This is a genomic window from Novosphingobium aquae, assembly GCF_037572715.1.
Taxonomy (GTDB): Bacteria; Pseudomonadota; Alphaproteobacteria; order Sphingomonadales; family Sphingomonadaceae; genus Novosphingobium; species Novosphingobium aquae.
Genome location: NZ_JBBHJY010000002.1, coordinates 331,150 through 351,916, shown reverse-complemented (window position 1 = coordinate 351,916; position 20,767 = coordinate 331,150). Strand labels below are relative to the sequence as shown.

Annotated in this window: 24 protein-coding genes and 1 tRNA gene; 17 read left to right on the top strand and 8 right to left on the bottom strand. The window is 63.9% G+C overall.

The annotated features are described in order from the left end of the window. Positions 1 to 40: 40 nt before the first annotated feature. The gene (locus WG900_RS07025; protein WP_339965851.1) at positions 41 to 925 is read left to right on the top strand and encodes a hypothetical protein; all 885 of its coding nucleotides are present in this window, start codon (positions 41 to 43) and stop codon (positions 923 to 925) included. A gap of 31 nt (positions 926 to 956) precedes the next feature. Beyond that, positions 957 to 1,256 (top strand): hypothetical protein, encoded by a 300-nt coding sequence (locus WG900_RS07020; protein WP_339965850.1) that lies wholly within the window; start codon positions 957 to 959, stop codon positions 1,254 to 1,256. 15 nt (positions 1,257 to 1,271) lie between these two features. On the opposite strand, the gene gloB is transcribed toward WG900_RS07020, so the two are convergent. Next, a complete protein-coding gene (gene gloB / locus WG900_RS07015) occupies positions 1,272 to 2,045 on the bottom strand; it encodes a hydroxyacylglutathione hydrolase (protein ID WP_339965849.1) in 774 nt (257 codons plus the stop codon). A 94-nt stretch (positions 2,046 to 2,139) separates the two neighbouring features. Here gloB and WG900_RS07010 point away from each other — a divergent pair, with 94 nt between their 5' ends. Continuing rightward, positions 2,140 to 2,730 carry a hypothetical protein gene (locus tag WG900_RS07010; RefSeq protein WP_339965848.1) on the top strand — a complete coding sequence of 197 codons (591 nt, stop codon included), beginning with the start codon at positions 2,140 to 2,142 and terminating at the stop codon, positions 2,728 to 2,730. Between the two features lie 61 nt (positions 2,731 to 2,791). Here the strand turns inward: WG900_RS07010 and rpsA are convergent, their stop codons facing one another. The 5 genes from rpsA to aroA form a co-directional block, all read right to left on the bottom strand. Further along, positions 2,792 to 4,498, bottom strand: coding sequence for a 30S ribosomal protein S1 (gene rpsA / locus WG900_RS07005; RefSeq protein WP_339965847.1), 1,707 nt, complete (start codon positions 4,496 to 4,498; stop codon positions 2,792 to 2,794). Between the two features lie 167 nt (positions 4,499 to 4,665). Further along, positions 4,666 to 5,364: a hypothetical protein gene (locus WG900_RS20265; RefSeq protein WP_339965845.1), complete on the bottom strand. Its 699-nt coding sequence runs from the start codon at positions 5,362 to 5,364 to the stop codon at positions 4,666 to 4,668. 77 nt (positions 5,365 to 5,441) lie between these two features. After that, positions 5,442 to 6,068 carry a (d)CMP kinase gene (locus tag WG900_RS06995; protein ID WP_339965844.1) on the bottom strand — a complete coding sequence of 209 codons (627 nt, stop codon included), beginning with the start codon at positions 6,066 to 6,068 and terminating at the stop codon, positions 5,442 to 5,444. Continuing rightward, positions 6,065 to 6,322: a CBU_0592 family membrane protein gene (locus tag WG900_RS06990; RefSeq protein WP_339965842.1), complete on the bottom strand. Its 258-nt coding sequence runs from the start codon at positions 6,320 to 6,322 to the stop codon at positions 6,065 to 6,067. Before WG900_RS06990 ends, WG900_RS06995 begins: the two co-directional genes overlap by 4 nt. Then, positions 6,319 to 7,644 carry a 3-phosphoshikimate 1-carboxyvinyltransferase gene (gene aroA, locus WG900_RS06985; RefSeq protein ID WP_339965991.1) on the bottom strand — a complete coding sequence of 442 codons (1,326 nt, stop codon included), beginning with the start codon at positions 7,642 to 7,644 and terminating at the stop codon, positions 6,319 to 6,321. The genes WG900_RS06990 and aroA overlap by 4 nt, the downstream gene beginning before the upstream one ends. A 198-nt stretch (positions 7,645 to 7,842) precedes the next feature. On the opposite strand from aroA, the gene WG900_RS06980 reads away from it, so the two are divergent. From WG900_RS06980 to WG900_RS06955, 6 genes are all read left to right on the top strand, one after another. Next, the gene (locus WG900_RS06980) at positions 7,843 to 8,154 is read left to right on the top strand and encodes an FYDLN acid domain-containing protein (protein WP_339965840.1); all 312 of its coding nucleotides are present in this window, start codon (positions 7,843 to 7,845) and stop codon (positions 8,152 to 8,154) included. A gap of 101 nt (positions 8,155 to 8,255) precedes the next feature. Further along, positions 8,256 to 8,331: transfer RNA gene (locus tag WG900_RS06975), tRNA-Ala, on the top strand. Between the two features lie 81 nt (positions 8,332 to 8,412). Then, positions 8,413 to 9,885 (top strand): signal recognition particle protein, encoded by a 1,473-nt coding sequence (gene ffh / locus WG900_RS06970; protein ID WP_339965839.1) that lies wholly within the window; start codon positions 8,413 to 8,415, stop codon positions 9,883 to 9,885. A gap of 41 nt (positions 9,886 to 9,926) precedes the next feature. Beyond that, on the top strand, positions 9,927 to 10,457 hold the full coding sequence (rpsP, locus tag WG900_RS06965) for a 30S ribosomal protein S16 (protein WP_339965838.1): 531 nt from the start codon (positions 9,927 to 9,929) through the stop codon (positions 10,455 to 10,457). 6 nt (positions 10,458 to 10,463) lie between these two features. Continuing rightward, entirely contained in the window at positions 10,464 to 10,964 is a 501-nt protein-coding gene (gene rimM, locus WG900_RS06960) for a ribosome maturation factor RimM (protein WP_417597108.1), read from the top strand. A 28-nt stretch (positions 10,965 to 10,992) separates the two neighbouring features. Next, positions 10,993 to 11,286 (top strand): hypothetical protein, encoded by a 294-nt coding sequence (locus WG900_RS06955; RefSeq protein WP_339965835.1) that lies wholly within the window; start codon positions 10,993 to 10,995, stop codon positions 11,284 to 11,286. Here WG900_RS06955 and WG900_RS06950 read toward each other — a convergent pair. Next, a complete protein-coding gene (locus WG900_RS06950; protein ID WP_339965833.1) occupies positions 11,283 to 12,131 on the bottom strand; it encodes a hypothetical protein in 849 nt (282 codons plus the stop codon). The two genes, WG900_RS06955 and WG900_RS06950, sit on opposite strands and share 4 nt — an antisense overlap. Positions 12,132 to 12,211: 80 nt before the next feature. On the opposite strand from WG900_RS06950, the gene trmD reads away from it, so the two are divergent. From trmD to WG900_RS06925, 5 genes are all read left to right on the top strand, one after another. Continuing rightward, positions 12,212 to 12,949, top strand: a complete 738-nt coding sequence (gene trmD, locus WG900_RS06945) for a tRNA (guanosine(37)-N1)-methyltransferase TrmD (protein ID WP_339965831.1) — start codon at positions 12,212 to 12,214, stop codon at positions 12,947 to 12,949. Between the two features lie 6 nt (positions 12,950 to 12,955). Next, a complete protein-coding gene (gene rplS / locus WG900_RS06940; RefSeq protein WP_339965830.1) occupies positions 12,956 to 13,333 on the top strand; it encodes a 50S ribosomal protein L19 in 378 nt (125 codons plus the stop codon). A gap of 181 nt (positions 13,334 to 13,514) precedes the next feature. Next, a complete protein-coding gene (locus WG900_RS06935) occupies positions 13,515 to 14,900 on the top strand; it encodes a DUF418 domain-containing protein (RefSeq protein WP_339965828.1) in 1,386 nt (461 codons plus the stop codon). Next, the gene (locus tag WG900_RS06930) at positions 14,866 to 15,465 is read left to right on the top strand and encodes a DUF1287 domain-containing protein (protein ID WP_339965827.1); all 600 of its coding nucleotides are present in this window, start codon (positions 14,866 to 14,868) and stop codon (positions 15,463 to 15,465) included. The genes WG900_RS06935 and WG900_RS06930 overlap by 35 nt, the downstream gene beginning before the upstream one ends. Before the next feature lie 76 nt (positions 15,466 to 15,541). Continuing rightward, positions 15,542 to 16,567, top strand: coding sequence for an aspartate-semialdehyde dehydrogenase (locus tag WG900_RS06925; RefSeq protein WP_339965826.1), 1,026 nt, complete (start codon positions 15,542 to 15,544; stop codon positions 16,565 to 16,567). Positions 16,568 to 16,866: 299 nt separating this feature from the next. On the opposite strand, the gene WG900_RS06920 is transcribed toward WG900_RS06925, so the two are convergent. Continuing rightward, positions 16,867 to 17,538, bottom strand: coding sequence for a hypothetical protein (locus WG900_RS06920; RefSeq protein ID WP_339965824.1), 672 nt, complete (start codon positions 17,536 to 17,538; stop codon positions 16,867 to 16,869). A gap of 94 nt (positions 17,539 to 17,632) precedes the next feature. On the opposite strand from WG900_RS06920, the gene WG900_RS06915 reads away from it, so the two are divergent. The 3 genes from WG900_RS06915 (at position 17,633) to WG900_RS06905 (ending at position 20,735) form a co-directional block, all read left to right on the top strand. Then, on the top strand, positions 17,633 to 18,082 hold the full coding sequence (locus WG900_RS06915) for a GFA family protein (RefSeq protein WP_339965823.1): 450 nt from the start codon (positions 17,633 to 17,635) through the stop codon (positions 18,080 to 18,082). After that, entirely contained in the window at positions 18,079 to 18,834 is a 756-nt protein-coding gene (locus WG900_RS06910) for an alpha/beta fold hydrolase (RefSeq protein WP_339965821.1), read from the top strand. Before WG900_RS06915 ends, WG900_RS06910 begins: the two co-directional genes overlap by 4 nt. A gap of 95 nt (positions 18,835 to 18,929) precedes the next feature. After that, on the top strand, positions 18,930 to 20,735 hold the full coding sequence (locus WG900_RS06905) for a M2 family metallopeptidase (protein WP_339965819.1): 1,806 nt from the start codon (positions 18,930 to 18,932) through the stop codon (positions 20,733 to 20,735). Positions 20,736 to 20,767 lie beyond the last annotated feature (32 nt).

The following is a 20,767-nucleotide window of genomic DNA, read 5'->3' as shown; positions in this document are numbered from 1 at the left end:
CGGTTGACAGGCCGCGGGGCATGCCGGAAATCACGTCAGGATGGGCGACGGCGACACTCACAAGGATGAACAGAAGGTCGAAGAGGACCTCTTGGTAGCTGACTCGCCGCTGTCCGAAGGTCTGGCGGTAGATGCTTTCCTGCGGGCGTGGGACGAAGCGCCGCACAGCACCTCGTTGTCCTTTGTTCCCGCCACAGCTGCCGCGCAGGTAGAGGCGGCGGGCAAGCATGCGCCGGACTTGCTGCGACGAGTTTTGGAGCGGGCCTTGGCGCGCGGCCGCACTCCGACCGGCTTGGTCCTGCCCGGTTCGATGCGGGCGGAACGCGAGCGCGCCTTGGCCCGGATCAGGCAAGATTTGATCGAGCAGCGTGACAAGCACTTCTCGCTCTCTCGCCCCGCCTATCGCCGCGATCTCGCCATCTGCCGGGGTGTGCTGCTGCCCTGCGGTGTCGAGGCGGGCGATCCCGGTTCCGGCGTTCCCCGCCGCCTGCTGTTCTCTGGCGGCCTGCGGCAGGGGATGTCGGTGGGTTGGACTCTTCTTGCCCGCTGCGGTGGCTTCCGGCCATTCGTGGAATTGCACTTCGACCGGCGCGACATTGAGCGGTTCAATGCCGAGGGATACCGCTCGCTTTACCGCAACCTGGCCGATCTGCTGCGCGCCAATCCGCATCTGCGCGGCGTGACCAGTGCAAGCTGGTGGCACGACCCGGCTCTGGGGAGCGCTTTCGACTTCATCGACGACCTGCCGCGAGGGCACGGTGCCGCCTTCTTCCGCGTGGGGGAGGACCCCCATGCCACCGCCGACGCGCTACGCTTTTCGCCCGAGCGGCAGCGCCTACATGCCGAGGGGCTGTACAGGCCAGCCGTGTGGCTGCGCGTCTGGTCCCGGCGCGATCTGCTGCGCTGGGACGAGGCGACCCGTTGAGCTTGGGCGCAGGTGTGATAGGATGGTCGTCATGAGCACCATCTACGATGATCGCCTGCCTCAGCAGTCCAGCCGCCTCCGCCTCGCGCTTTGGGCTTTTGCCGGATTGCTGCTGCTGATCCCCGCCGTCGCCATGCAGTTCACCCCTGAAGTGAACTGGGGCAAGGAAGATTTCCTCGCCGCTGCGGTCCTGCTTGGCGGCGCCGGGCTGGGTATCGAACTCGCGGTTCGGTTGATCAGGTCGCGCAGGGTGATGATGCTCGCGATCGCCGGCGTACTGGCGGTCCTGCTGCTGGTCTGGGCGGAACTGGCTGTGGGGATCTTCAGCTAGAGCTCGCCCGCGCGCTCAGAAATTGTTCTTCGCTTCCCGTAGCGCCGCGAAGGTAGCTACGGCATCACCCATCTTTCCGCCTAGATTGGCCCATCGCGCCTGAAGGTCTGCGTTATCCGCGCGCAGGAAGGGGTTCGTCGCCAGCTCGCGCGCAAGTGCAAACGGCACCGTCGGCCGCCCTTCGGCGCGGGCCTTGTCGATCGAGCGGCAATAGTCCTGCAGCGCCTCGTTCTCCGGATCGGCGTGGAGCGCGAACCTTGCATTGCTCTGGGTATATTCGTGCGCGCAGTAGAGCGTAGTTTCGGCGGGTAGCGCCTTGATCCGCTGCAGGCTCGCCCAGAACTGCGCCGCCGTGCCTTCGAACATGCGGCCGCAGCCGAGCGCGAACAGGGAATCGCCGACGAAGGCGATTTTCGCGGCGGGCAGATGGTAAGCGCAGTGGCCCAGCGTGTGACCGCCGACATCGATCACGTCAGCCTCCCAGTCGCCCAGGCAGACGACATCGCCCTGCTTTACCGTGCGGTCGATCCCGGCGATCCTCTCCGCCTCGGCAGCCGGAGCGATGACAGTGCAACCGGTCACCGCCTTGATTTTCTCGTTCCCGCCGGCGTGATCGGGGTGCCAGTGCGTGTTCCAGATGGCGCTGATCTGCCAGCCCTTTTTGCGTGCCTCGGTCAGGTAGGCATTGGCGTCCGGCGTATCGATGCAGGCGGTTTCGCCGCTCACAGGATCATGGAGCAGGAAGCCGTAGTTGTCGTCGAGGCAGGGGAACTGGTGAACTTCGATCATGGTCATCTCCTGTGCCGACACTATCATCATAACAGGGGCCAAATCGAGGCGCCAATTAGGCCTTTGACCATCCTTGCTCGCATAAAGGTCCGACATGGCCGATTGGTTTCGAAACACGGACTGGGACGAAGCGATTGCCGCCGAGTTCGAGCGGCGGCTAGCCCGGTCACGTCAGCCGGCCCAGCATCTGGTCCTGCAGGGCTATACTCTCCTGACCAGACATCCGGACCTGGCCGAGCGCCTGCTTGAGCGCGCCATTATGCTGGGCGATCCCCAGCAGACCGCGCGAGCGGCGCTTTATCGGGGAACAGCGCTGGCGATCCTTGGCAGGTTTGATGCCGCCATCGAAGCGCTTGAACTGGCGATGGCGACTGAAGTGCGGTTTCCGGAAGTGCGAACCGGGGCCTGGCTCGATCACGCCCTGCTGGTTGCGTTCGCGCGCCGCGAAACCGCTTATGGCGCTGCGCTGGAAAGCCTTTCAGTGGAGCGCGCATTGCCGTTCGAGGTACAATCGCCCACCGCCCTGATCGCGGACACGCTGATGCGCGGCGCGCAGGGGCAGGACGTGGCGCAGGCTGCCCAGGCGGCGCTGGAGTTGCTGGGCCATGGAGCGCCCATGCCGACGGCAGGACTATCCCATGCCGCGCTGAGCGAGCGGCTCATGGCCCTTGCAGACCTGGAATAGCAAAAGCCCGCCCGGATTGCTCCGGGCGGGCCTTGCTTTAGCCAAACCTTGCGGTTGAAGCTTACTTCTTGCCCTTGAGCGCTTCGCCCAGGATGTCGCCGAGCGAGGCACCCGAGTCGGACGAACCGTACTGTTCCACGGCTTCCTTCTCTTCGTGCATCTGGCGTGCCTTGACCGAGAAGTTCGGCTTCTTCGAACGATCGAAGCCGGTGACCATGGCGTCGAACTTCTGGCCGACCTGGAAGCGGTCGGGGCGCTGTTCGTCGCGGTCGCGGCCAAGGTCGCTGCGCTTGATGAAGCCGGTGGCGCCATCGTCGCCAGCCTGAACTTCGAGGCCGCCATCGCGGACTTCGAGGACGGTGACGGTGACAACCTGGTTCTTCTTCAGGCCCGACGACGAAGCGGCTACGCCGGCTGCCGGAGCACCCTTTTCAAGCTGCTTCATGCCAAGGCTGATGCGCTCCTTCTCGACATCGACGTCGAGAACGATGGCCGAAACCTGCTCGCCCTTGCGGTGCAGGGCCAGCGCGTCCTCGCCCGAGATGCCCCAGGCGATGTCCGACATGTGGACCATGCCGTCGACGTCGCCGTCGAGGCCGATGAACAGACCGAATTCGGTGGCGTTCTTGACTTCGCCTTCGACGGTCGAACCGACCGGGTGCTGGTCAGCGAAGGCTTCCCAGGGGTTCTGGACAGCCTGCTTGAGGCCAAGGCTGATGCGGCGCTTGTCCGAATCGACTTCGAGAACGAGCACATCGACTTCCTGCGAGGTCGAAACGATCTTGCCGGGGTGAACGTTCTTCTTGGTCCACGACATTTCCGAAACGTGCACCAGACCTTCGATGCCGGCTTCCAGCTCGATAAAGGCGCCGTATTCGGTGATGTTGGTGACCGTGCCCTTGAGCTTGGCGCCAACCGGGTACTTGGCGGCAACGCCGTCCCAAGGATCCGATTCCAGCTGCTTCATGCCGAGGCTGATGCGCTGGGTGTCCTGGTTGATGCGGATGATCTGGACCTTCACGGTGTCACCGATGTTGATGACTTCGTTCGGGTGGTTCACGCGCTTGTAGCTCATGTCGGTGACGTGGAGCAGGCCGTCGATGCCGCCGAGATCAACGAAGGCACCGTAATCGGTGATGTTCTTGACGACGCCGTCGATGATCTGGCCTTCAGCCAGGTTCATGATCAGGCCCGAACGCTGTTCAGCGCGGGTTTCTTCCAGAACGGCGCGGCGCGAAACGACGATGTTGCCGCGGCGGCGGTCCATCTTGAGGATCTGGAACGGCTGCGGAATGTCCATCAGCGGCTGCACATCGCGAACCGGGCGGATATCAACCTGCGAACCGGGCAGGAAGGCCACGGCGCCGTCGAGATCGACGGTGAAACCACCCTTCACGCGGCCGAAGATCACGCCTTCAACGCGCTTGCCTTCGCCGAATTCGTTTTCAAGCTTGTCCCAGGCGGCTTCGCGGCGGGCGCGGTCGCGGCTGAGCATTGCTTCGCCGTCGGCGTTCTCGACGCGGTCAACGTAGACTTCGACTTCGTCGCCCACGGAAAGACCGTGCGGCTGACCGGCCATGGCGAATTCGCGCAGCGGAACGCGGCCTTCGCTCTTTAAGCCAACGTCGATGACGGCCTTGTCGCCTTCGATTGCGGTGATGGTGCCCTTGACTACGCGGCCTTCGAAGCCGCCGCTGGCGGCGCCGCCCAGCGATTCGTCGAGCATCGCGGCGAAGTCGTCGCGAGTCGGTGTGGCAGTGGTTGCCATTTTCAGTTTCCTTAGTATCGATGTTTCCGGCCAAGCGGTTGTATCCGCTGGTCTTTTCTCCATGTCGGCGGGATTGCCGGCATGGGCCAAAAGGGCCGTTTCCTGCAGAGGCCGGATTGCCTGCCGCAGCATCCCGTCAGCCCGAAGGCCGTCAGGACGGCTGGCCCCTAGGTGAGGGGGCGGCGAAAAGCAAGGAAATTGGGCGGTTTTGCGCCAGCCCGAGCGAGGCTGCGAAGTCTAGCAGGCGGCGTCCGGGCGGGCGCGGTGGATCCAGCAGTTGATGGACAGCCTCGCATTGGCAAGGCTGTCGCCCTGCGGCGAAACCCGGGCGACCTGATGCCAGGCGAAACTGGGAAAGGCGACCAGCCGGGCGCGCTTAAGGGCGATGGATACCGCCGGCTCGGTGCCGTTGAAGGCGAAAGGCTCCAGTTCGCCGCCAGAGTGGCGGGCGGATGGCCGCGAAAAATACCAGAGTGGCGCGCGGATGGCCGCGAAAAATAATAGACCGCGCTGATCACCCGGTCGGTTGTGCGCGCAGCGGCGGCGGGTCCGAAGTCGCTGTCAATGGGGCGCTCGAAAAAGACGCCGTCGAACTGGGCGTTGAGCTCGTATTCATAGCGCGCGGGCGGGCAGGGCTGGATCTCAGTGGCGCTGAACAGGTCGCCGAGCCGTGCGGAGACGGCGGCTGTGAAGGCTGGCCCGCAGGGTCCGAGGCCGCCGGGTGCCTGCCATAGCCGGCGCGATCCGGCATAGCCGTGGCTGTTAGCGTTGCTGTCGAAGGCGATTTCGAACAGGCGCGGCTCTTCCTCTGCAACCTGTGCATCGAGTTGGGAGATGAGGCCATCCGGCAGGAAATCGTCGAACACGATGTAGCCGGGGACTATCTGTCGGTCGATTCCAAGCGTTTACAACGATGTAAACAGCCTGCCAGCGCGGTTAACCTTTAGCCGCGTTCCCGGATCAGATCGACAAGCGCGATGGCGCGGGCAATGGCCTCGTCGCGGCTGAGCAGCGACGTGTCGAGCACCACGGCATCCTCGGCGGCGAGCAGCGGGGCGGCGGCGCGGGTGGCATCGCGGCGGTCGCGTTCTTCAAGGTCGGCGGCGATCGATTCAAGCGAGGCTTCGCGCCCTGCCTGCTCCATCTCGCGGAAGCGCCGCTCGGCACGGGCCGGGACCGAGGCGATGACAAACAGCTTCACCTCAGCCTCAGGCGCAATCACCGTGCCGATGTCGCGCCCGTCAAGTACCGCGCCGCTTGGCTGGGTGGCGAAGCTGCGCTGGCGTTTATACAAGGCCTGCCGCACCGCCGGATGGACCGAGACCCGGCTGGCGAGCCCGCCGGTTGCCTCGGAGCGTAGTTCGGGGTCGCCCAGCAGGCTGTCCGGGAAGGCGCAGGCGGCAAGGGCATCGGCGATGTCATCCGGATCGCCGCCATCGATGAAGCACTGGCGCCCGACCGCGCGGTAAAGTAGCCCGGTATCCAGGTGCGGCAGCCCGAAATGCGCGGCGAGCGCCTTGGCAATCGTGCCTTTGCCCGAGGCGGTGGGGCCGTCGACCGCGATGATCACGGCCGGGACGCTTTGCGGGCGCGGATTGCCTGGACCAGTCCGATCAGGGCAATGACACCCCAGCACAGTTCCAGAACCACGACGGCAAGGTTGAAGTGGACAGACAGCGACGCGAGCAGGAGCGCCGCGCCGACAAGGTTGGCCGCGTTGAACAGCACCTTGTCCATCTTCGGCGCGGCATTGGCATAGGCAAAGGCCGCGAGGAACAGGGTGCTGCCGATCAGCCCGACGATGTTCGCCCAGTCAAACGTCACTGTGTGACGCCTTCGAGCAGTTCCTCGAACACCGGAAAGCTGGTGGCAATTGGGCGGGTATCGTCGACTTCGACGCCCTTGACGCTCGCCATGCCGGCAATGGCCATGGCCATGGCGATGCGGTGATCGAGGTGTGTAGCGATCGGGCCTCCGGTGCCCGGCAGCGGATCGCCGCGGGTGCCGTGAATGACCAAGCCGTCCTCATTCTCGGTCACGCTCGCCCCGGCGAGGGTCAGCGCGGCGGCCATAGCGGAGAGCCGGTCGCTTTCCTTTACCCGCAGTTCGTCGAGGCCCGAGGTGACCGTGCGGCCTTCCGCCAGCGCGGCCGCGACGAAGAACACGGGGAATTCGTCGATCATGCTGGGAGCAAGCGCCGGATCGACTTCGATACCCTTCAATGGCGAGTGGAATACGCGCAGGTCAGCCACCGGCTCGCCGCCAACCACACGCGGGTTCTCTTCATCGATGCGCCCGCCCATGTCGCGCAGCACGCCGATCAGCCCGGCGCGGGTGGGGTTGAGTCCGACGTTGCGGATTAGCAGCTCGCTTCCGGGAATGATCAGCGCGCCGACGATGAAGAAGGCGGCGGACGAGGGATCGCCCGGAACCTCGATCACCTGCGGGCGAAGTTCGGCCTCACCGCGCAGGCGAATCACGCGCTCAGGGCCATTGGCACCATCGATTTCTTCGACTTCGAGTTCCGCGCCGAATCCCCGCAGCATCCGTTCGGAATGGTCGCGGGTCGGCACCGGTTCGACCACCGTAGTGATTCCCGGCGTGTTAAGCGCCGCGAGCAGGACGGCGCTCTTCACTTGCGCCGAGGCGACTGGCAGGCGGTATTCGATCGGCACGGCGGGCGAAGCGCCGCGCACAGTGAGGGGGAGGCGGCCGCCCTCCGCCGAATCGAACGCCGCGCCCATGCGGGAGAGCGGCTCGATCACCCGGCCCATCGGCCGCTTGGACAGGCTGGCATCGCCTACGAACGTCGCCTCGATCGCATGGCTGGCTACAAGGCCCATCAGCAGGCGCGTGGAAGTGCCCGAATTGCCCATGTCGAGCGGGGCCTGCGGTTGCAGCAGCGCGCCGACGCCGACGCCGTTCACCACCCATTCGCCGATATCCTCGCGCTCCACCCGCGCGCCCATTGCGCGCATGGCGGCGGCGGTGGACAGCACGTCCTCGCCCTCCAGCAGACCGGTGACGCGGGTCTCGCCCACGGCGAGCGCGCCAAGCATGATCGAGCGGTGGCTGATCGACTTGTCGCCCGGCACGCGAATCTCTCCGCGCATGGCTCCGGCAGGGCGGAAGTGGCGCGGGCGCATGGCGGCGGCATCGGAGTGGCTCAAGGTCGGAGCTTTCGTCTGGGCAGGCGGAAATGCGCGCGGCTTTTGACAGCGCGGGCGCACTATGGCAAGGCGCGCGTCCTTCGACAGGCTCAGGATGGGCGGGGCGTCGGCGCAAGCCCTCGCCGCAAGGTTTCAAGCGATTTTCGCGCCGCGCGGCGCACACGAGGAATGGACATGGTCAAGGCTGAATGGGGTGCCAAGCACGGCTGCCCGAAGTGCGGCACCCGCTTTTACGATCTCGGCAAGGACGATCCGATCACCTGCATCGAATGCGGTTATGCCTGGAATATCGATCCGGTGCTGAAGTCAAAGCAGCCGATTCCCTTTGAAGAGGTCAAGAAGGACGTCGTCGTGGCCGACGCCGATCTGGCCGAAGACGATATCGACATCGACGAGGACGGCGACAGCCCGGACAACGACGTCGATCTGGGCGGCGACGATGACCTTGGCGTTGCCGGGGTTGATGGCGACGACGACGAAAATTAAAACCCTCTTGCCAAGCTCGGGAGCCGCTTCTAATGGGCGGGCCTTCCTAGCCAATGGCACGGGGGTGGTTCACCTTTCAGGCGAACCGGAATGAATGGTATGGGGCCTTAGCTCAGCTGGGAGAGCGCCTGCATGGCATGCAGGAGGTCAGCGGTTCGATCCCGCTAGGCTCCACCATTCATAAATTATGCTTTTGAAGGCAGCTGGTTGGCGAGGTTTCGCCCACCGGCTTTTTTCGCGTTTTGGAGAATTGGTTCCATGTTCGAAACCTTGTCAGACCGCCTTGGCAGTGTCTTTGACAAGCTGCGTGGGCGCGGTGCGCTCAACGAACAGGACGTTCGCGATGCCATGCGCGAAGTGCGAATCGCGCTGCTCGAAGCCGATGTAGCGCTGCCCGTCGCCCGCCGTTTCATCGATGACATCACAGAAAAGGCCGTTGGCCAGTCGGTCCTGAAGTCGGTCACGCCCGGCCAGCAGGTCGTCAAGATCGTCAACGACGCACTGGTGGAGATGCTGGGCGGGGAAGATGTTCCCGGTCTCGATCTCAATGCCGCGCCGCCGGTGGTCATCCTCATGGTCGGCCTGCAGGGCTCGGGCAAGACGACGTCGACCGCCAAGCTGGGCAAGCTGCTCAAGGAAAAGTACGGCAAAAAGGCGATGATGGCGTCGCTCGACGTCAACCGCCCCGCCGCGCAGGAGCAACTGCGCGTGCTTGGCGAGCAGGTCGGCGTTGCCACCCTGCCGATCATCGCCGGCCAGCAGCCAGTAGAGATTGCCGCCCGCGCCATGCAGGCGGCCAAGCTGCAGGCAGTCGACGTGCTGCTGCTCGATACCGCGGGCCGCCTCCACGTCGATCAGCAGCTGATGGAAGAGATGAAGGCGGTTGCCGCCATCTCGAACCCGAAGGAAACGCTGCTCGTCGTCGATTCGCTCACCGGCCAGGACGCGGTGAACGTTGCGCAGAGCTTTGCCGGTCAGGTTGACCTCACCGGCGTGATCCTGACCCGCATGGACGGCGATGCGCGCGGCGGCGCGGCGCTCTCGATGCGCGCCGTCACCGGCAAGCCGATCAAGTTCGCGGGCATGGGCGAAAAGCTCGACGCGCTCGAAGTCTTCCACCCCGGCCGCGTGGCTGGTCGCATCCTTGGCATGGGCGACATTGTCTCCATCGTCGAAAAGGCGGCTGCCTCGATCAAGGAGGAAGAGGCCGAGGCCATGGCCAAGCGTATGGCCAAGGGGCAGTTCGACATGAACGACCTGCGCACCCAGCTTCGCCAGATGCAGTCGATGGGCGGCCTTGGTGCGCTCGCCGGCATGATGCCCGGCATGAAGAAGGCCAAGGCGGCGATGGCGTCGTCTGGCATGGACGACAAGGTGTTGTTGCACATGGACGCGATCATCGGTTCGATGACCGCCAAGGAACGCGGCCGTCCCGACCTGCTCAATGCCAAGCGCAAGATCCGCATCGCCAAGGGCTCCGGCACGCAGGTGCAGGACGTCAACAAGATCCTGAAGATGCATCAGGAAATGGAACGGGCGATGAAGCAGATCCGCAAGATGGGCGGCCTCGGCGCGCTCGGCAAGCTGTTCGGCAAGGGTGGAATCCCGGGAATGGGCGGCGGGGGTGTGGGCGGCGGCGGCCTAGGTGGAATGGGCGGCGGAGCCGGAGGCGCGCTCCCCGGCCTCGGCGGCTCGATGCCTTCCAACCTCAACGATCTTCTCAAGAAATAAGTACAACTGAAAAAAACTGATTACTTCGAAAGGTAGTTCAAATGTCTGTTTCCCTTCGTCTTTCGCGTGGCGGTTCTAAGAAGCGCCCTTATTACAAGATCGTCGTCGCCAACAGCCGCGCCCCGCGCGACGGCAAGTACCTTGAGCAGATCGGCACCTACAACCCGCTGCTCGCCAAGGACGACGAAAATCGCGTTCGCCTCGTGGAGGACCGCGTGCGTTACTGGCTCGGCGTTGGCGGCCAGCCGACCGACCGCGTTGCCCGCATGCTCGACAAGGCCGGCATCAAGGAACGCGCTGCCACGGTGAACCCGAGCAAGGGCGAGCCCGGCAAGAAGGCCAAGGACCGCGCTGAAGACAAGGCTGCGAAGCTGGTTGAAGCCGAAGAAGCCAAGAAGGCTGCCGAAGTTGAAGCCGCTGAAGCTGCCGCCGCCGCTGCTGCCGCTCCCGCTCCCGCCGTTGAAGAAGCTCCGGCTGAAGAAGCTCTCGCTGCTGCTGAAGCACCTGCCGCTGAAGGTGCTGCTGAGGAAGCTCCGGCTGCCGAAGCCAGCGAAGAACAGGCTCAGGGCTAAACCTTGGTGCAAGACAAGCCCGTTACGCTCGCCGCCATCATCGGCGCGCATGGCATCACGGGCGAAGTCCGGCTCAAACTGTTCGGTGAAGGCGTGGACTCGCTCAAGCGATTCCGCGCCTTCAACGATTTTGGCGGCGGCAAGGCCCTCAACGTCGAAAAGCTGAAAGACGACGGCAAGGGCGGCGCGATTGCCCGCTTTGCCGAAGTGAAAGACCGTAATGCCGCCGAAGCCCTGCGCGGCACCGCGCTGACCGTCGCCCGCTCGGCACTGCCGCCGCTGGGCGAGGGCGAATACTACTACGCTGATCTGCTGGGTCTGCCTGCCGTGTCAGACGAAGGCGACGCGCTGGGCACCGTCGTTGCGATTGAGAATTTCGGCGCTGGCGACGTTGTGGAAGTCCAGCGTGCCAATGGCAAACGCTTCATGGTGCCGATGCGCGCCGAAGCCGTGCCCGAATGGAATGACGAACGATTGTTAATCGTCGCGTCCTATTGTCAGGACTGATTCCAACCTGGCACCGGAGATCATTGCCGTGGCGAGCCTGCTCTTTCTCGCAATCCTGATCCTCCTGCCCGCGCTGTTCACCTGGGGGCTGGTGCGCTTGCTCGTGGCCTTTGGCCAAGGCGGATCGCGCCGTCATGTGCTTACCAAGGCAGTGCCAGCGGGGGCGCTGATGCCCTTGCTGCTAGGCACCGTATGGGTCGCCAAGGCAGACATGATCAACAACGCGGCCGCGATCGCCGTGACCGGCACGCTGATGCTGGCAGTGGTGGGCGGCGTTTGTGTCTGCCTTCCCGTTGGGCTGGCGGCGACGCGCAATCTTTAGCGGACCAGTCGCTCCACTTCCTTGCCGAACTGCTTCATGTCGAAGTTCTGCGGATCGTCGTGGGCATCGGGAATGCCGGCGTCGACCGTGTTGTGCTGCGCCGGGATCAGCCAGCGTCCGGCGCGCGCGCTGACATAAACGTAGAGCGCGGCCAGCATCCGGTACTGCGCCTTGGAGAAGCCCGGCTTAGGGCCTTCGGTTGCCGCGCGGGTGGTAGCATCGCCCACAAAGCGGCGCGGCTGCACCGTCTCGATATGGACAAACCGCCCGCGCGCGCGCGGGCCAACCACGCGGCTTTCGAGCTTGGTTGCGCGCCATGGCTCGGCGAATTCATGCCCGGCCCAGATCTGCCCCACGCGGTTGAGGAAGATGTGCGCTACCGGCTCCTTGGCGATCTCGTCAGAGATATAGGGCTGGAACGAGTTGACCTTCAGATCCTGATCCAGTCGCTTGGGAAACGGATCAGACTTGTAGAACGGCGTGCTGGTATCGTGGATCACGTAGTATTGCAGCGGGACGCCCTCCTCGGTCTGCGACACCGGCGCATCGGCGTGGAGCTGGGCATAGGCGCGGTAAGGCTCGGGGAATGCCACGATTGCCGCCGCCTTGTGCGCGGCGCTGGGCGGCGGCGCGTTGGTCAACAGCCAGGAAAAGACCGGCGGCACCGGCTGCGGCTTCCTCACTGCGAACTTCTCGATCTTGCGCAGCAGGCAGTTGGCCTGCTCCAGCGGCGTGCCGGCAAAGGTCAGGGTGTCGCGGTCAAAACGGCATTCGCCGATTTCCTCGGCAAGGGCGGGGAGGGGAGCGGCGATCAGCGCCAGAGGCAAAATCAGGGACTTGCGCATGGCCCCACCTTCGCCCTTGCGGGAGGCGTCTGCAAGTCGGCAATTGCGCCGCCACGCGATTTGGCCGAAAGGCGCGTGCCATGACCTTCCGCGCCGTCGTCCTCACCCTCTATCCGGAAATGTTCCCCGGCCCGCTCGGCATCAGCCTTGCCGGCCGCGCGCGGGACGAGGGCAAGTGGACGCTTGATGCGATCCAGATCCGCGATTTCGCGGCGGACAAGCACCGCACGGTTGACGACACCCCCGCCGGCGGCGGAGCGGGGATGGTGCTGCGGGCGGACGTCCTTGCCAGCGCCATTGATCATGCACGCAGCCTCAATCCGGATGCCCCGGTCATCGCCATGACCCCGCGCGGAAAGCCGCTCACTCAGACCCGCGTGCGTGAACTTGCCGATGGCCCCGGTGTCATCGTCCTGTGCGGCCGGTTCGAGGGATTCGACGAGCGGATCTTCGCCGGGCGGCAGGTCGAGGAAGTCTCGGTCGGAGACATCGTCCTGTCGGGCGGAGAGCCGGCCGCGCTGATGCTGCTTGATGCTTGCATTCGCCTGCTTCCCGGCGTAATGGGCGCGGCTTCCAGCGGGACTGAGGAGTCGTTCGAGAACGGCCTCCTTGAATATCCGCACTACACCCGGCCTGCCGAGTGGGAAGGACGCACGATCCCCGAAGTGCTGCGATCGGGGGATCATGCGAAGATCGCGGCTTGGCGAAAGTCACAGTCCGAGATCGATACACGGTTACGCAGACCGGATCTTTGGGAGCGTCATGACGACGCTCGGGTCCAGTCTGCCTCTGGCGCGCGGCGTGAAAAGAAGGACTGAGGACCAGTGAACCTGATCCAGCAGATCGAAGCCGAGGAAATCGCGAAGGCGACCTCTGGCGACAAGGTAATTCCCGAATTCCGCCCGGGTGACACCGTGCGCGTCGGCGTGAAAGTTATCGAAGGCGAACGCAGCCGCGTACAGATGTACGAAGGCGTTTGCATCGCTCGTGCCAACAAGGGCATCGGTTCGAACTTCACCGTCCGCAAGATGAGCTTCGGCGAAGGCGTTGAGCGCGTATTCCCGCTCTATTCGCCGAACATCGACAGCATCACTGTGGTCCGCCGTGGTGTCGTGCGTCGTGCCAAGCTTTACTACCTGCGCGGCCGTACCGGCAAGCGCGCGCGTATCGCCGAACGCCGGGATCCGCGCGGCGACGCATAAGAATACGAATCAACTGCCTTCGGGTGGTTGCACGCTACCCGCAAGGGTCTGGGGGCTCCGACGACGGTCGGGGCCCTTTTTGCATGGGCACGCCAAGCGAATTGCAACGCAACTGAACGTGTATTGCATTCCTCATACACCCTGATACTCTCCGCGCAGGGAACGGATGGGGAGAATTCCAATGACACAGGGCTTGGCGCTGGCGCCAGTGCGCGGCCGCGATCGTATCGAAGTGCTCGATATGATGCGCGGCTTTGCCATTCTCGGCATTTTCTACATGAACCTGCCGGCTATGATGGGGCCGATGGTCGCCATGTTCGGCGAGATCAGGAAACTGGGCTGGAGCCTGGCTGACCAACGCGCTTGGCTGTTCATGGAAACATTCCTTGAAGGCACCCAGCGCGGCATGCTGGAATTCCTGTTCGGCGCCGGCCTGATGGTCACCGCGGCCAAGGCGATGGAGCCTGACGGGCCGGTCGCCGTGGCGGACCTCTATATTCGGCGCAACCTGTGGCTGCTGGCCTTCGGTCTCGTCGACCTCTTCATTCTCGCGTGGATGGGCGACATCCTGCACGTCTATGCGCTCTGCGCGCTGGCGCTTTTCCCGTTCCGCAAGATGAAGGTGAAGTGGCTGCTGACCCTGGGCCTGCTGTTCGGCGTGGCGCAGTTCATCGGCGGTACGCTCGAATATATTGACCGTTCGCAGACGCAGGCGACCTACCAAGCCGCGCAGGTCAAGCAGGCCAAGGGCGAGGCGCTGACCAAGCCGGAAACGGAAGCGGTCAAGACCTGGACCGAAAAGCAGAAGAAGATCACGGAAGGTGATCCCATGCTGCAGAAGTTGTCCAAGGACGAGGCCAAGGCGCGCGACGGATCGTTCACCGAATATGCCGGGTTCTTCATCTCGACCTATATGATGATCAACGCCAAGGGCGCGCTGCTGTTCGGCATTATCGAGGCCTTCGGCACCATGCTGATCGGCATTGCGCTGTGGAAGCTCGGCTTCCTGCAAGGCAAGCGGTCGACCCGTGCCTATGTCTGGGCGCTGGTGCTGGCCTATGGCTTTGGCCTCACCGCGCGGTACGTGGGCGGGCTGGAGCGCATGACCTTTTCGCCGATCCCCAAGACCCTGTGGATGACGCAGGAACTGGCGCGCATTGCGGTCAGTCTGGGCCATGTCGCGCTGATCAACCTGCTGGTGCGGTTCGCCTGGGGCAAGGGCCTGCTCTCGCCGCTGAAGGCCGCCGGACAGATGGCCTTCTCGCTCTATTTCCTTGAGCAGATCATTGGCATCTGGGTGCTCTATTCGCCGATCGGCCTGCACCTGCCGAGCGGGCAGGGCTGGGCCTATGTCATGTGGCAGGCATCGGTGGTGGTCGTGCTGCTGCTGATCTTCGCCAATGTCTGGATGCGGGTGTTCCAGTCGGGACCGCTCGAATGGGTCTGGCGCAGCCTGGCCTATGGCCGCAAGCAACCGTTCAGGCGGCCCAAGGCAGCCTTGGCCGCTGTGACCCCGGGTGCAGGAGCAGGTGATGTCATTCGACCGGCGAGACCTCTTAGTCAGTAGCCTCGCCTTCGGGCTCGCCGCCTGCGCTCCTGCCGCCGCGACGCCCCGTCCGGCGAGCGCGCGCGCCGCTGCGCTGATCGCGGCGGCGCGGCGGCAGATCGGCATCACCCGCGCCTATGACCCTGCCTATAGCGTGCTGACCTTCCCGGGCGGTGACGTGCCGCGGGCCAAGGGCGTGTGTACCGACGTGGTGATCCGCGCTTACCGTGACGCGCTGAGCCTTGACCTGCAGGCCGAAGTCCACCGCGACATGGCGCGCACGTTTTCCGCCTATCCCCGCCGTTGGGGCTTGCGCCGGCCCGATCGCAACATCGACCACCGCCGCGTGCCCAATCTCGAAGTGTTCTGGGACCGCGCCGGCGCGCGCCTGCCGCTGGGCGGGTGGCAGCCGGGGGATGTGTTCTCCTCGCTAGTGGGGGAACGTCTGCCGCACACGGGCGTGATTTCGGACCGTGTGTCGCCGCTCGGCAACCCGATGGTGATCCACAACATCGGCCGGGGCACGCAGGAGGAAGACATCCTTGCGGCTGGCCGAATGATCGGGCGGTTCCGCTGGATGGTTTGACGGGGGCAGGAAACAGGGAGTGGCGCTCGGCGCTGCCATCCTCTAGGGGCGCAGCAAGACATTTCAGGAGATGAGCATGGGTTACCGGGTAGTCGTCGTCGGCGCGACGGGCAATGTCGGGCGCGAGATGCTCAATATCCTTGCCGAGCGCGAATTCCCCTGCGACGAAATCGCCGCAGTCGCCTCCTCGCGTTCGACCGGGGACGAGCTCGAATACGGTGAGACCGGGCGGATGCTCAAGGTGAAGAACCTCGAACATTTCGACTTCACCGGCTGGGATATCGCCCTGTTCGCCGTCGGTTCGGAAGCGACCAAGACCTATGCGCCCAAGGCCGCCGCTGCAGGCTGCGTGGTGATCGACAACAGCTCGCTCTATCGCATGGACCCGGACGTGCCGCTGGTCGTGCCCGAAGTTAACCCCGACGCTATCGACGGCTATACCGCCAAGAACATCATCGCCAATCCCAACTGCTCGACCGCGCAGATGGTCGTCGCGCTGAAGCCGCTGCACGATGCCGCAACGATCAAGCGCGTTGTCGTCGCCACGTACCAGTCGGTCTCCGGCGCGGGCAAGGAAGGCATGGACGAACTGTTCGAGCAGAGCCGCAACATCTTCGTCGGTGATCCCGCCGTGGCCAAGAAGTTCACCAAGCAGATCGCCTTCAATGTGATCCCGCACATCGACGTTTTCCTTGATGATGGCTCGACCAAGGAAGAATGGAAGATGGTCGCCGAAACCAAGAAGATCATGGGTTCGAAGATCAAGATCACCGCCACCTGCGTGCGCGTGCCGGTCTTCGTCGGCCATTCCGAGGCGATCAACATCGAGTTCGAAAAGGAACTCTCCGCCAAGAAGGCCCAGAGCATCCTGCGCGAGGCGCCGGGGATCATGCTGATCGACAAGCGCGAGGACGGCGGATACGTCACCCCCATCGAATGTGTCGGCGATTACGCCACCTTCGTCAGCCGCGTGCGCGAAGACCCGACGGTCGACAGCGGCCTGTCACTGTGGTGCGTGTCAGACAACCTGCGCAAGGGCGCGGCGCTGAATGCCGTGCAGATCGCAGAACTGCTCGGGCGGCGGCATTTGAAGAAAGGGTGAGGGCAGAGTACTAACTAGTTAGTCGGCCAACCGAATTCTCAGCTTTTCTGTATGCTCTGAGGCGATCTCGGAGAGGATGCTGTTGTAAATATGGAGGTCTTGTCCATCTATTCCCGAAAGGTCCGCGTGCGTGACGCAGACGCATATGTCTCGGTATTCAAAGCACTCGCGCATTAGCTCGTCGAAAGCGTCCCAACAGGTGATTCCGCTGAATCCGAGGTAAATCGTGTCGGTCCAAACTTCGAATAAATCCAAGCTGCTTTGAACACTTGCATCGATTGTTAGATAATATTCTTCTTTCATCGATTGAGACCACCGCCACCCATCCGCGCCACCCGCTCATGCTCGGACTTCAGCCGCTCCACGTCGAAGGCGTGGTGGGCAAACGGACCATTGCGTTCGACCCAGAACAGGAACAGGTGCGCTGACCAGCGGTTGGGGTTGGGCTGGACGCGGGCGTGGCGGCGGTCGATGCCGCGGTAGAGGACGCCGTCGCCCGGTTGCATTGCTACTGAGGTATAGGGTTCGTCGCCCCAGGTGTCTTCACAGGGGGTAACCTCGGTGACATGGCGCGAGCCTACCTCGAGCGGCCAGGGCTTGTCGTCACTATAGGCAAGGGTGAGCGAGATGCTGTGCTCGCTTGATGGCCGGTCAGCGTGGACGCGGCAGATGTCGTCCTGCAGGTAGATGCGGAAGAAGTCGTAGCTCGGCAGCAGGTCGGCACCTGTTATGTGACTGACAATCGGGGTCAGCCCCCAGAGGAAGGTCGTCAGCGGGCGGTAGAAGTGGCCGGAAATGTCCACGGTCTCGAACCGGGAAAGCGCCTGCGACACGGCGAAGTCCTGAACGGAGCGGCCCGCCGCCTGCAGGTCTATCTGGATCTGCTTGTAGAGGTTGGTTGCCACCTCGGGCGGGATCAAGCCCCGGATCGTGGCAAAGCCGTCTTGTCCGTAATCGCCTTCGATCTTCATTCGTCCACCTGACTTCGCGGGATATGCGCCAATGCAGCACGATTGCCCCGGTGATCGCAATGGCAAATCCCCGGGCGCGTGCTAATTCAGCGGCATGACGCTCCAGACCATGACCGGCGGCTGCCAGTGCGGCCGCGTTCGCTATACCGTGGAGGCCGATCCGGCCGAGGCTTACCTGTGCCACTGCAAGATGTGCCAGCGCGCCACGGGCGGCGTCGCGGCGGCTTTTGTCGGGGTGCAGGTGGATGACGTGACCTGGGCAGGTGAACCCGATTGGTACGAAAGCTCGCCCATCGCGCGGCGGCCGTTCTGTTCGCATTGCGGTACGCCGCTGGGGTTCCGGTTCGCGGAAGGCTCGGCGAAGATGGACCTGACCATCGGTTCGTTCGACGATCCCTCTCCCTTCGTGCCCAAGCATCACTTTGGCGCGGAGAGCCTGCACGAGGCGTGGATCGACACCTCTGCCCTGCCGCGACACAAGGCGGCGGATTACGATGTGCTGGTCCGGAAGTGGAAGGATGCGGGCAAGGAGATGCCGGAATGAGCGCGGTCGATACCGAATTCGTCGAAGGCTTTGGCGGCGCCAAGCTGGCGGTGCACCGGATCGGCGCGGGCAGGCCGCTGCTGCTGCTCCACGGGCTGTTTTCCAGCGCCGAGGTCAACTGGATCAAATACGGCCACGCCGCCCTGATCGCCGAGGCCGGGTTCGAGGTCATCATGCCCGATCTGCGCGCCCACGGCCAAAGCGCCGCGCCGCAGGAACCAGGGGCCTATCCGCATGACGTGCTGGTCACCGATCTTCAGGCAGTCGTGCGAGCGCTCGGCCTGTCGGACTACGATCTTGGCGGTTTCTCGCTCGGCGCGCGGACTTCGCTCAAAGGCGTGATCGCGGGACTGAGCCCCCGCCGGCTGGTGCTGGGCGGCATGGGGCTTGAGGGGCTGGTCAAGTGGGGCGGGCGCTCGGCCTTCTTCCTCGATGTCATCGCCCGCTACGGCACGATTCCGCGCGACGATCCGGCCTATTTCGCGCAGAACTTCATGCGTTCGATGAAGATCGATCCGGTCGCGGCGCGGCTGCTGCTGGAATCGATCGAAGGCGCGGGGATCGAGGATTTTGCTGCCGTGACCATGCCCACGCTGGTCGTTTGTGGCACCGAGGACCGCGATAATGGCTCGCCGCACGCGCTGGCCGAGGAATTGGCGCAGGGTGTCCTTGCCGAGATTCCCGGAACGCACATGAGCTGCGTGACCAAGCGGGAACTGGGGGTAGAGATCGCGCGTTTCCTTGCCGCGTAACTCGACGAACTGCCCTTGACCTCGCGCCCGTGCGACTTATGCCGGCAGCCAAGCCGTTACGGCTGAAACCACCTGAGTCTTTTCGAGGATATGCCATGAGGAAATACGTGTCGCAGGCGGCGGTCGCAGCCGTTTTGATCGCCAGCCCCGCATTCGCCCAATCAACACCCGCTGAAGTCGATGCCTGGGTCAAATCCGCCGACAAGGCCTATTTCGACGAGACCATCAAGGTCGGACAGGCCGACTGGGTCTATGCGACCTATATCAACGATGACAGCGCCGCCGTGGCCGCGCGCGCCAATGCCGAGTTTACCAAGCTGCAGGTCGCCAATGCCGGCAAGGCGGCGCAGATGGCCAAGGTCCCCGGGCTTTCGGCAGAGACGCAGCGCGCGCTCAACATGTTCCGGACCCAGATCGTCAACCCGGTCCCGTCGAGCGCCGGTGCGGCCGATGAATATGCCGGACTCGCCGCCAAGCTTTCGGGCATTTACGGCAAGGGCAAGGGCACGCTGAACGGCAAGCCGATCAACGGCAGTGACATCGAAGAGGCCATGGGCACCAACCGCAACCCGGCCGAGCTCAAGGAAATGTGGCTGTCGTGGAATGACAATGTCGGCAAGCCGATGAAGGCCGACTACGTCCGCATGGTCGAGATCGCCAATGCCGGCGCCAAGGAGCTTGGCTACGCCGATCTCGGCTCGCTGTGGCGCTCGAACTACGACATGACGCCGGACGCCTTTGCCGCGACCACCGAGCGCATGTGGAACGAGGTGAAGCCGCTTTACGAGCAGATCCACTGCTACACGCGCAAGAAGCTCAACGAGAAGTATGGCGACAGCGTGCAGGCCAAGACCGGCCCGATCCGCGCCGACCTTCTGGGCAACATGTGGGCGCAGGAATGGGGCAATATCTACGATATCGTCGCGCCCAAGGGGGCCGGCGATCTTGGCTATGACGTGACTGACCTGCTCAAGGAAAAGGGCTATGACCAGACGAAGATGGTCAAGGCGGGTGAAGGCTTCTTCACCTCGCTCGGCCTGCAATCGCTGCCCTCCAGCTTCTGGACGCGCTCGCAGATCGTCAAGCCGGCTGACCGCGAAGTGATCTGCCACGCCTCGGCCTGGAACGTCGATAACAAGGAAGACCTGCGCATCAAGATGTGCACCAAGGTCAACGGCGACGACTTCGTCACGATCCACCACGAACTGGGCCACAACTTCTACCAGCGCGCCTACAACGGCCAGCCCTATCGCCTCTACATGGAAGGCGCGAACGACGGCTTCCATGAAGCGATCGGCGATACCGTCGCGCTGTCGATGACGCCGGAATACCTCGTCCAGATCGGCCTGCTCGATCCGGCAAAGGTCCCGGGCGCGGACAAGGACACCGGACTGCTGCTGCGCCAGGCGATGGACAAGGTCGCCTTCCTGCCGTTCGGATTGCTGATTGACCGTTATCGCTGGAAGATTTTCTCGGGCGAAATCCAGCCTGCAGACTACAACACGGCTTGGACCCAGATGCGCCTGCAGTATCAGGGCATCACCCCGCCGGGTGAGCGCGGGCCCGATGCCTTCGATGCCGGCGCGAAGTATCACGTGCCGGCGGTCGTGCCCTACACCCGCTACTTCCTTGCCCGCATTCTGCAGTTCCAGTTCTTCGAGGCTGCCTGCAAGCAGGCCGGCTGGAAGGGCCCGCTGCATCGCTGCTCGTTCTATGGCAACAAGGCGGTGGGCGAAAAGCTCAACGCCATGCTGACCATGGGCGCATCGAAGCCGTGGCCCGATGCGCTGGAGGCCTTCACCGGCAGCCGCGAGATGAGCGGCAAGTCGATGATCAAGTACTTCGCCCCGCTGACGAAGTACCTGAAGAAGGAAACCAAGGGACAGAAGTGCGGTTGGTAAGGCGCCGCGCCTGAGGATGGGAATGCGACAAC

Bases quoted from the DNA above. Each gene is read 5' to 3' on its own strand.
- WG900_RS07025 (WP_339965851.1), top strand. From the start codon at position 41: ATGGGCGACGGCGACACTCACAAGGATGAACAGAAGGTCGAAGAGGAC.
- WG900_RS07020 (WP_339965850.1), top strand. From the start codon at position 957: ATGAGCACCATCTACGATGATCGCCTGCCTCAGCAGTCCAGCCGCCTC.
- gloB (WP_339965849.1), bottom strand. From the start codon at position 2,045: ATGATCGAAGTTCACCAGTTCCCCTGCCTCGACGACAACTACGGCTTC.
- WG900_RS07010 (WP_339965848.1), top strand. From the start codon at position 2,140: ATGGCCGATTGGTTTCGAAACACGGACTGGGACGAAGCGATTGCCGCC.
- rpsA (WP_339965847.1), bottom strand. From the start codon at position 4,498: ATGGCAACCACTGCCACACCGACTCGCGACGACTTCGCCGCGATGCTC.
- aroA (WP_339965991.1), bottom strand. From the start codon at position 7,644: ATGCGCCCGCGCCACTTCCGCCCTGCCGGAGCCATGCGCGGAGAGATT.
- WG900_RS06980 (WP_339965840.1), top strand. From the start codon at position 7,843: ATGGTCAAGGCTGAATGGGGTGCCAAGCACGGCTGCCCGAAGTGCGGC.
- ffh (WP_339965839.1), top strand. From the start codon at position 8,413: ATGTTCGAAACCTTGTCAGACCGCCTTGGCAGTGTCTTTGACAAGCTG.
- rpsP (WP_339965838.1), top strand. From the start codon at position 9,927: ATGTCTGTTTCCCTTCGTCTTTCGCGTGGCGGTTCTAAGAAGCGCCCT.
- WG900_RS06950 (WP_339965833.1), bottom strand. From the start codon at position 12,131: ATGCGCAAGTCCCTGATTTTGCCTCTGGCGCTGATCGCCGCTCCCCTC.
- trmD (WP_339965831.1), top strand. From the start codon at position 12,212: ATGACCTTCCGCGCCGTCGTCCTCACCCTCTATCCGGAAATGTTCCCC.
- WG900_RS06935 (WP_339965828.1), top strand. From the start codon at position 13,515: ATGACACAGGGCTTGGCGCTGGCGCCAGTGCGCGGCCGCGATCGTATC.
- WG900_RS06930 (WP_339965827.1), top strand. From the start codon at position 14,866: ATGTCATTCGACCGGCGAGACCTCTTAGTCAGTAGCCTCGCCTTCGGG.
- WG900_RS06925 (WP_339965826.1), top strand. From the start codon at position 15,542: ATGGGTTACCGGGTAGTCGTCGTCGGCGCGACGGGCAATGTCGGGCGC.
- WG900_RS06920 (WP_339965824.1), bottom strand. From the start codon at position 17,538: ATGAAGATCGAAGGCGATTACGGACAAGACGGCTTTGCCACGATCCGG.
- WG900_RS06915 (WP_339965823.1), top strand. From the start codon at position 17,633: ATGACGCTCCAGACCATGACCGGCGGCTGCCAGTGCGGCCGCGTTCGC.
- WG900_RS06910 (WP_339965821.1), top strand. From the start codon at position 18,079: ATGAGCGCGGTCGATACCGAATTCGTCGAAGGCTTTGGCGGCGCCAAG.
- WG900_RS06905 (WP_339965819.1), top strand. From the start codon at position 18,930: ATGAGGAAATACGTGTCGCAGGCGGCGGTCGCAGCCGTTTTGATCGCC.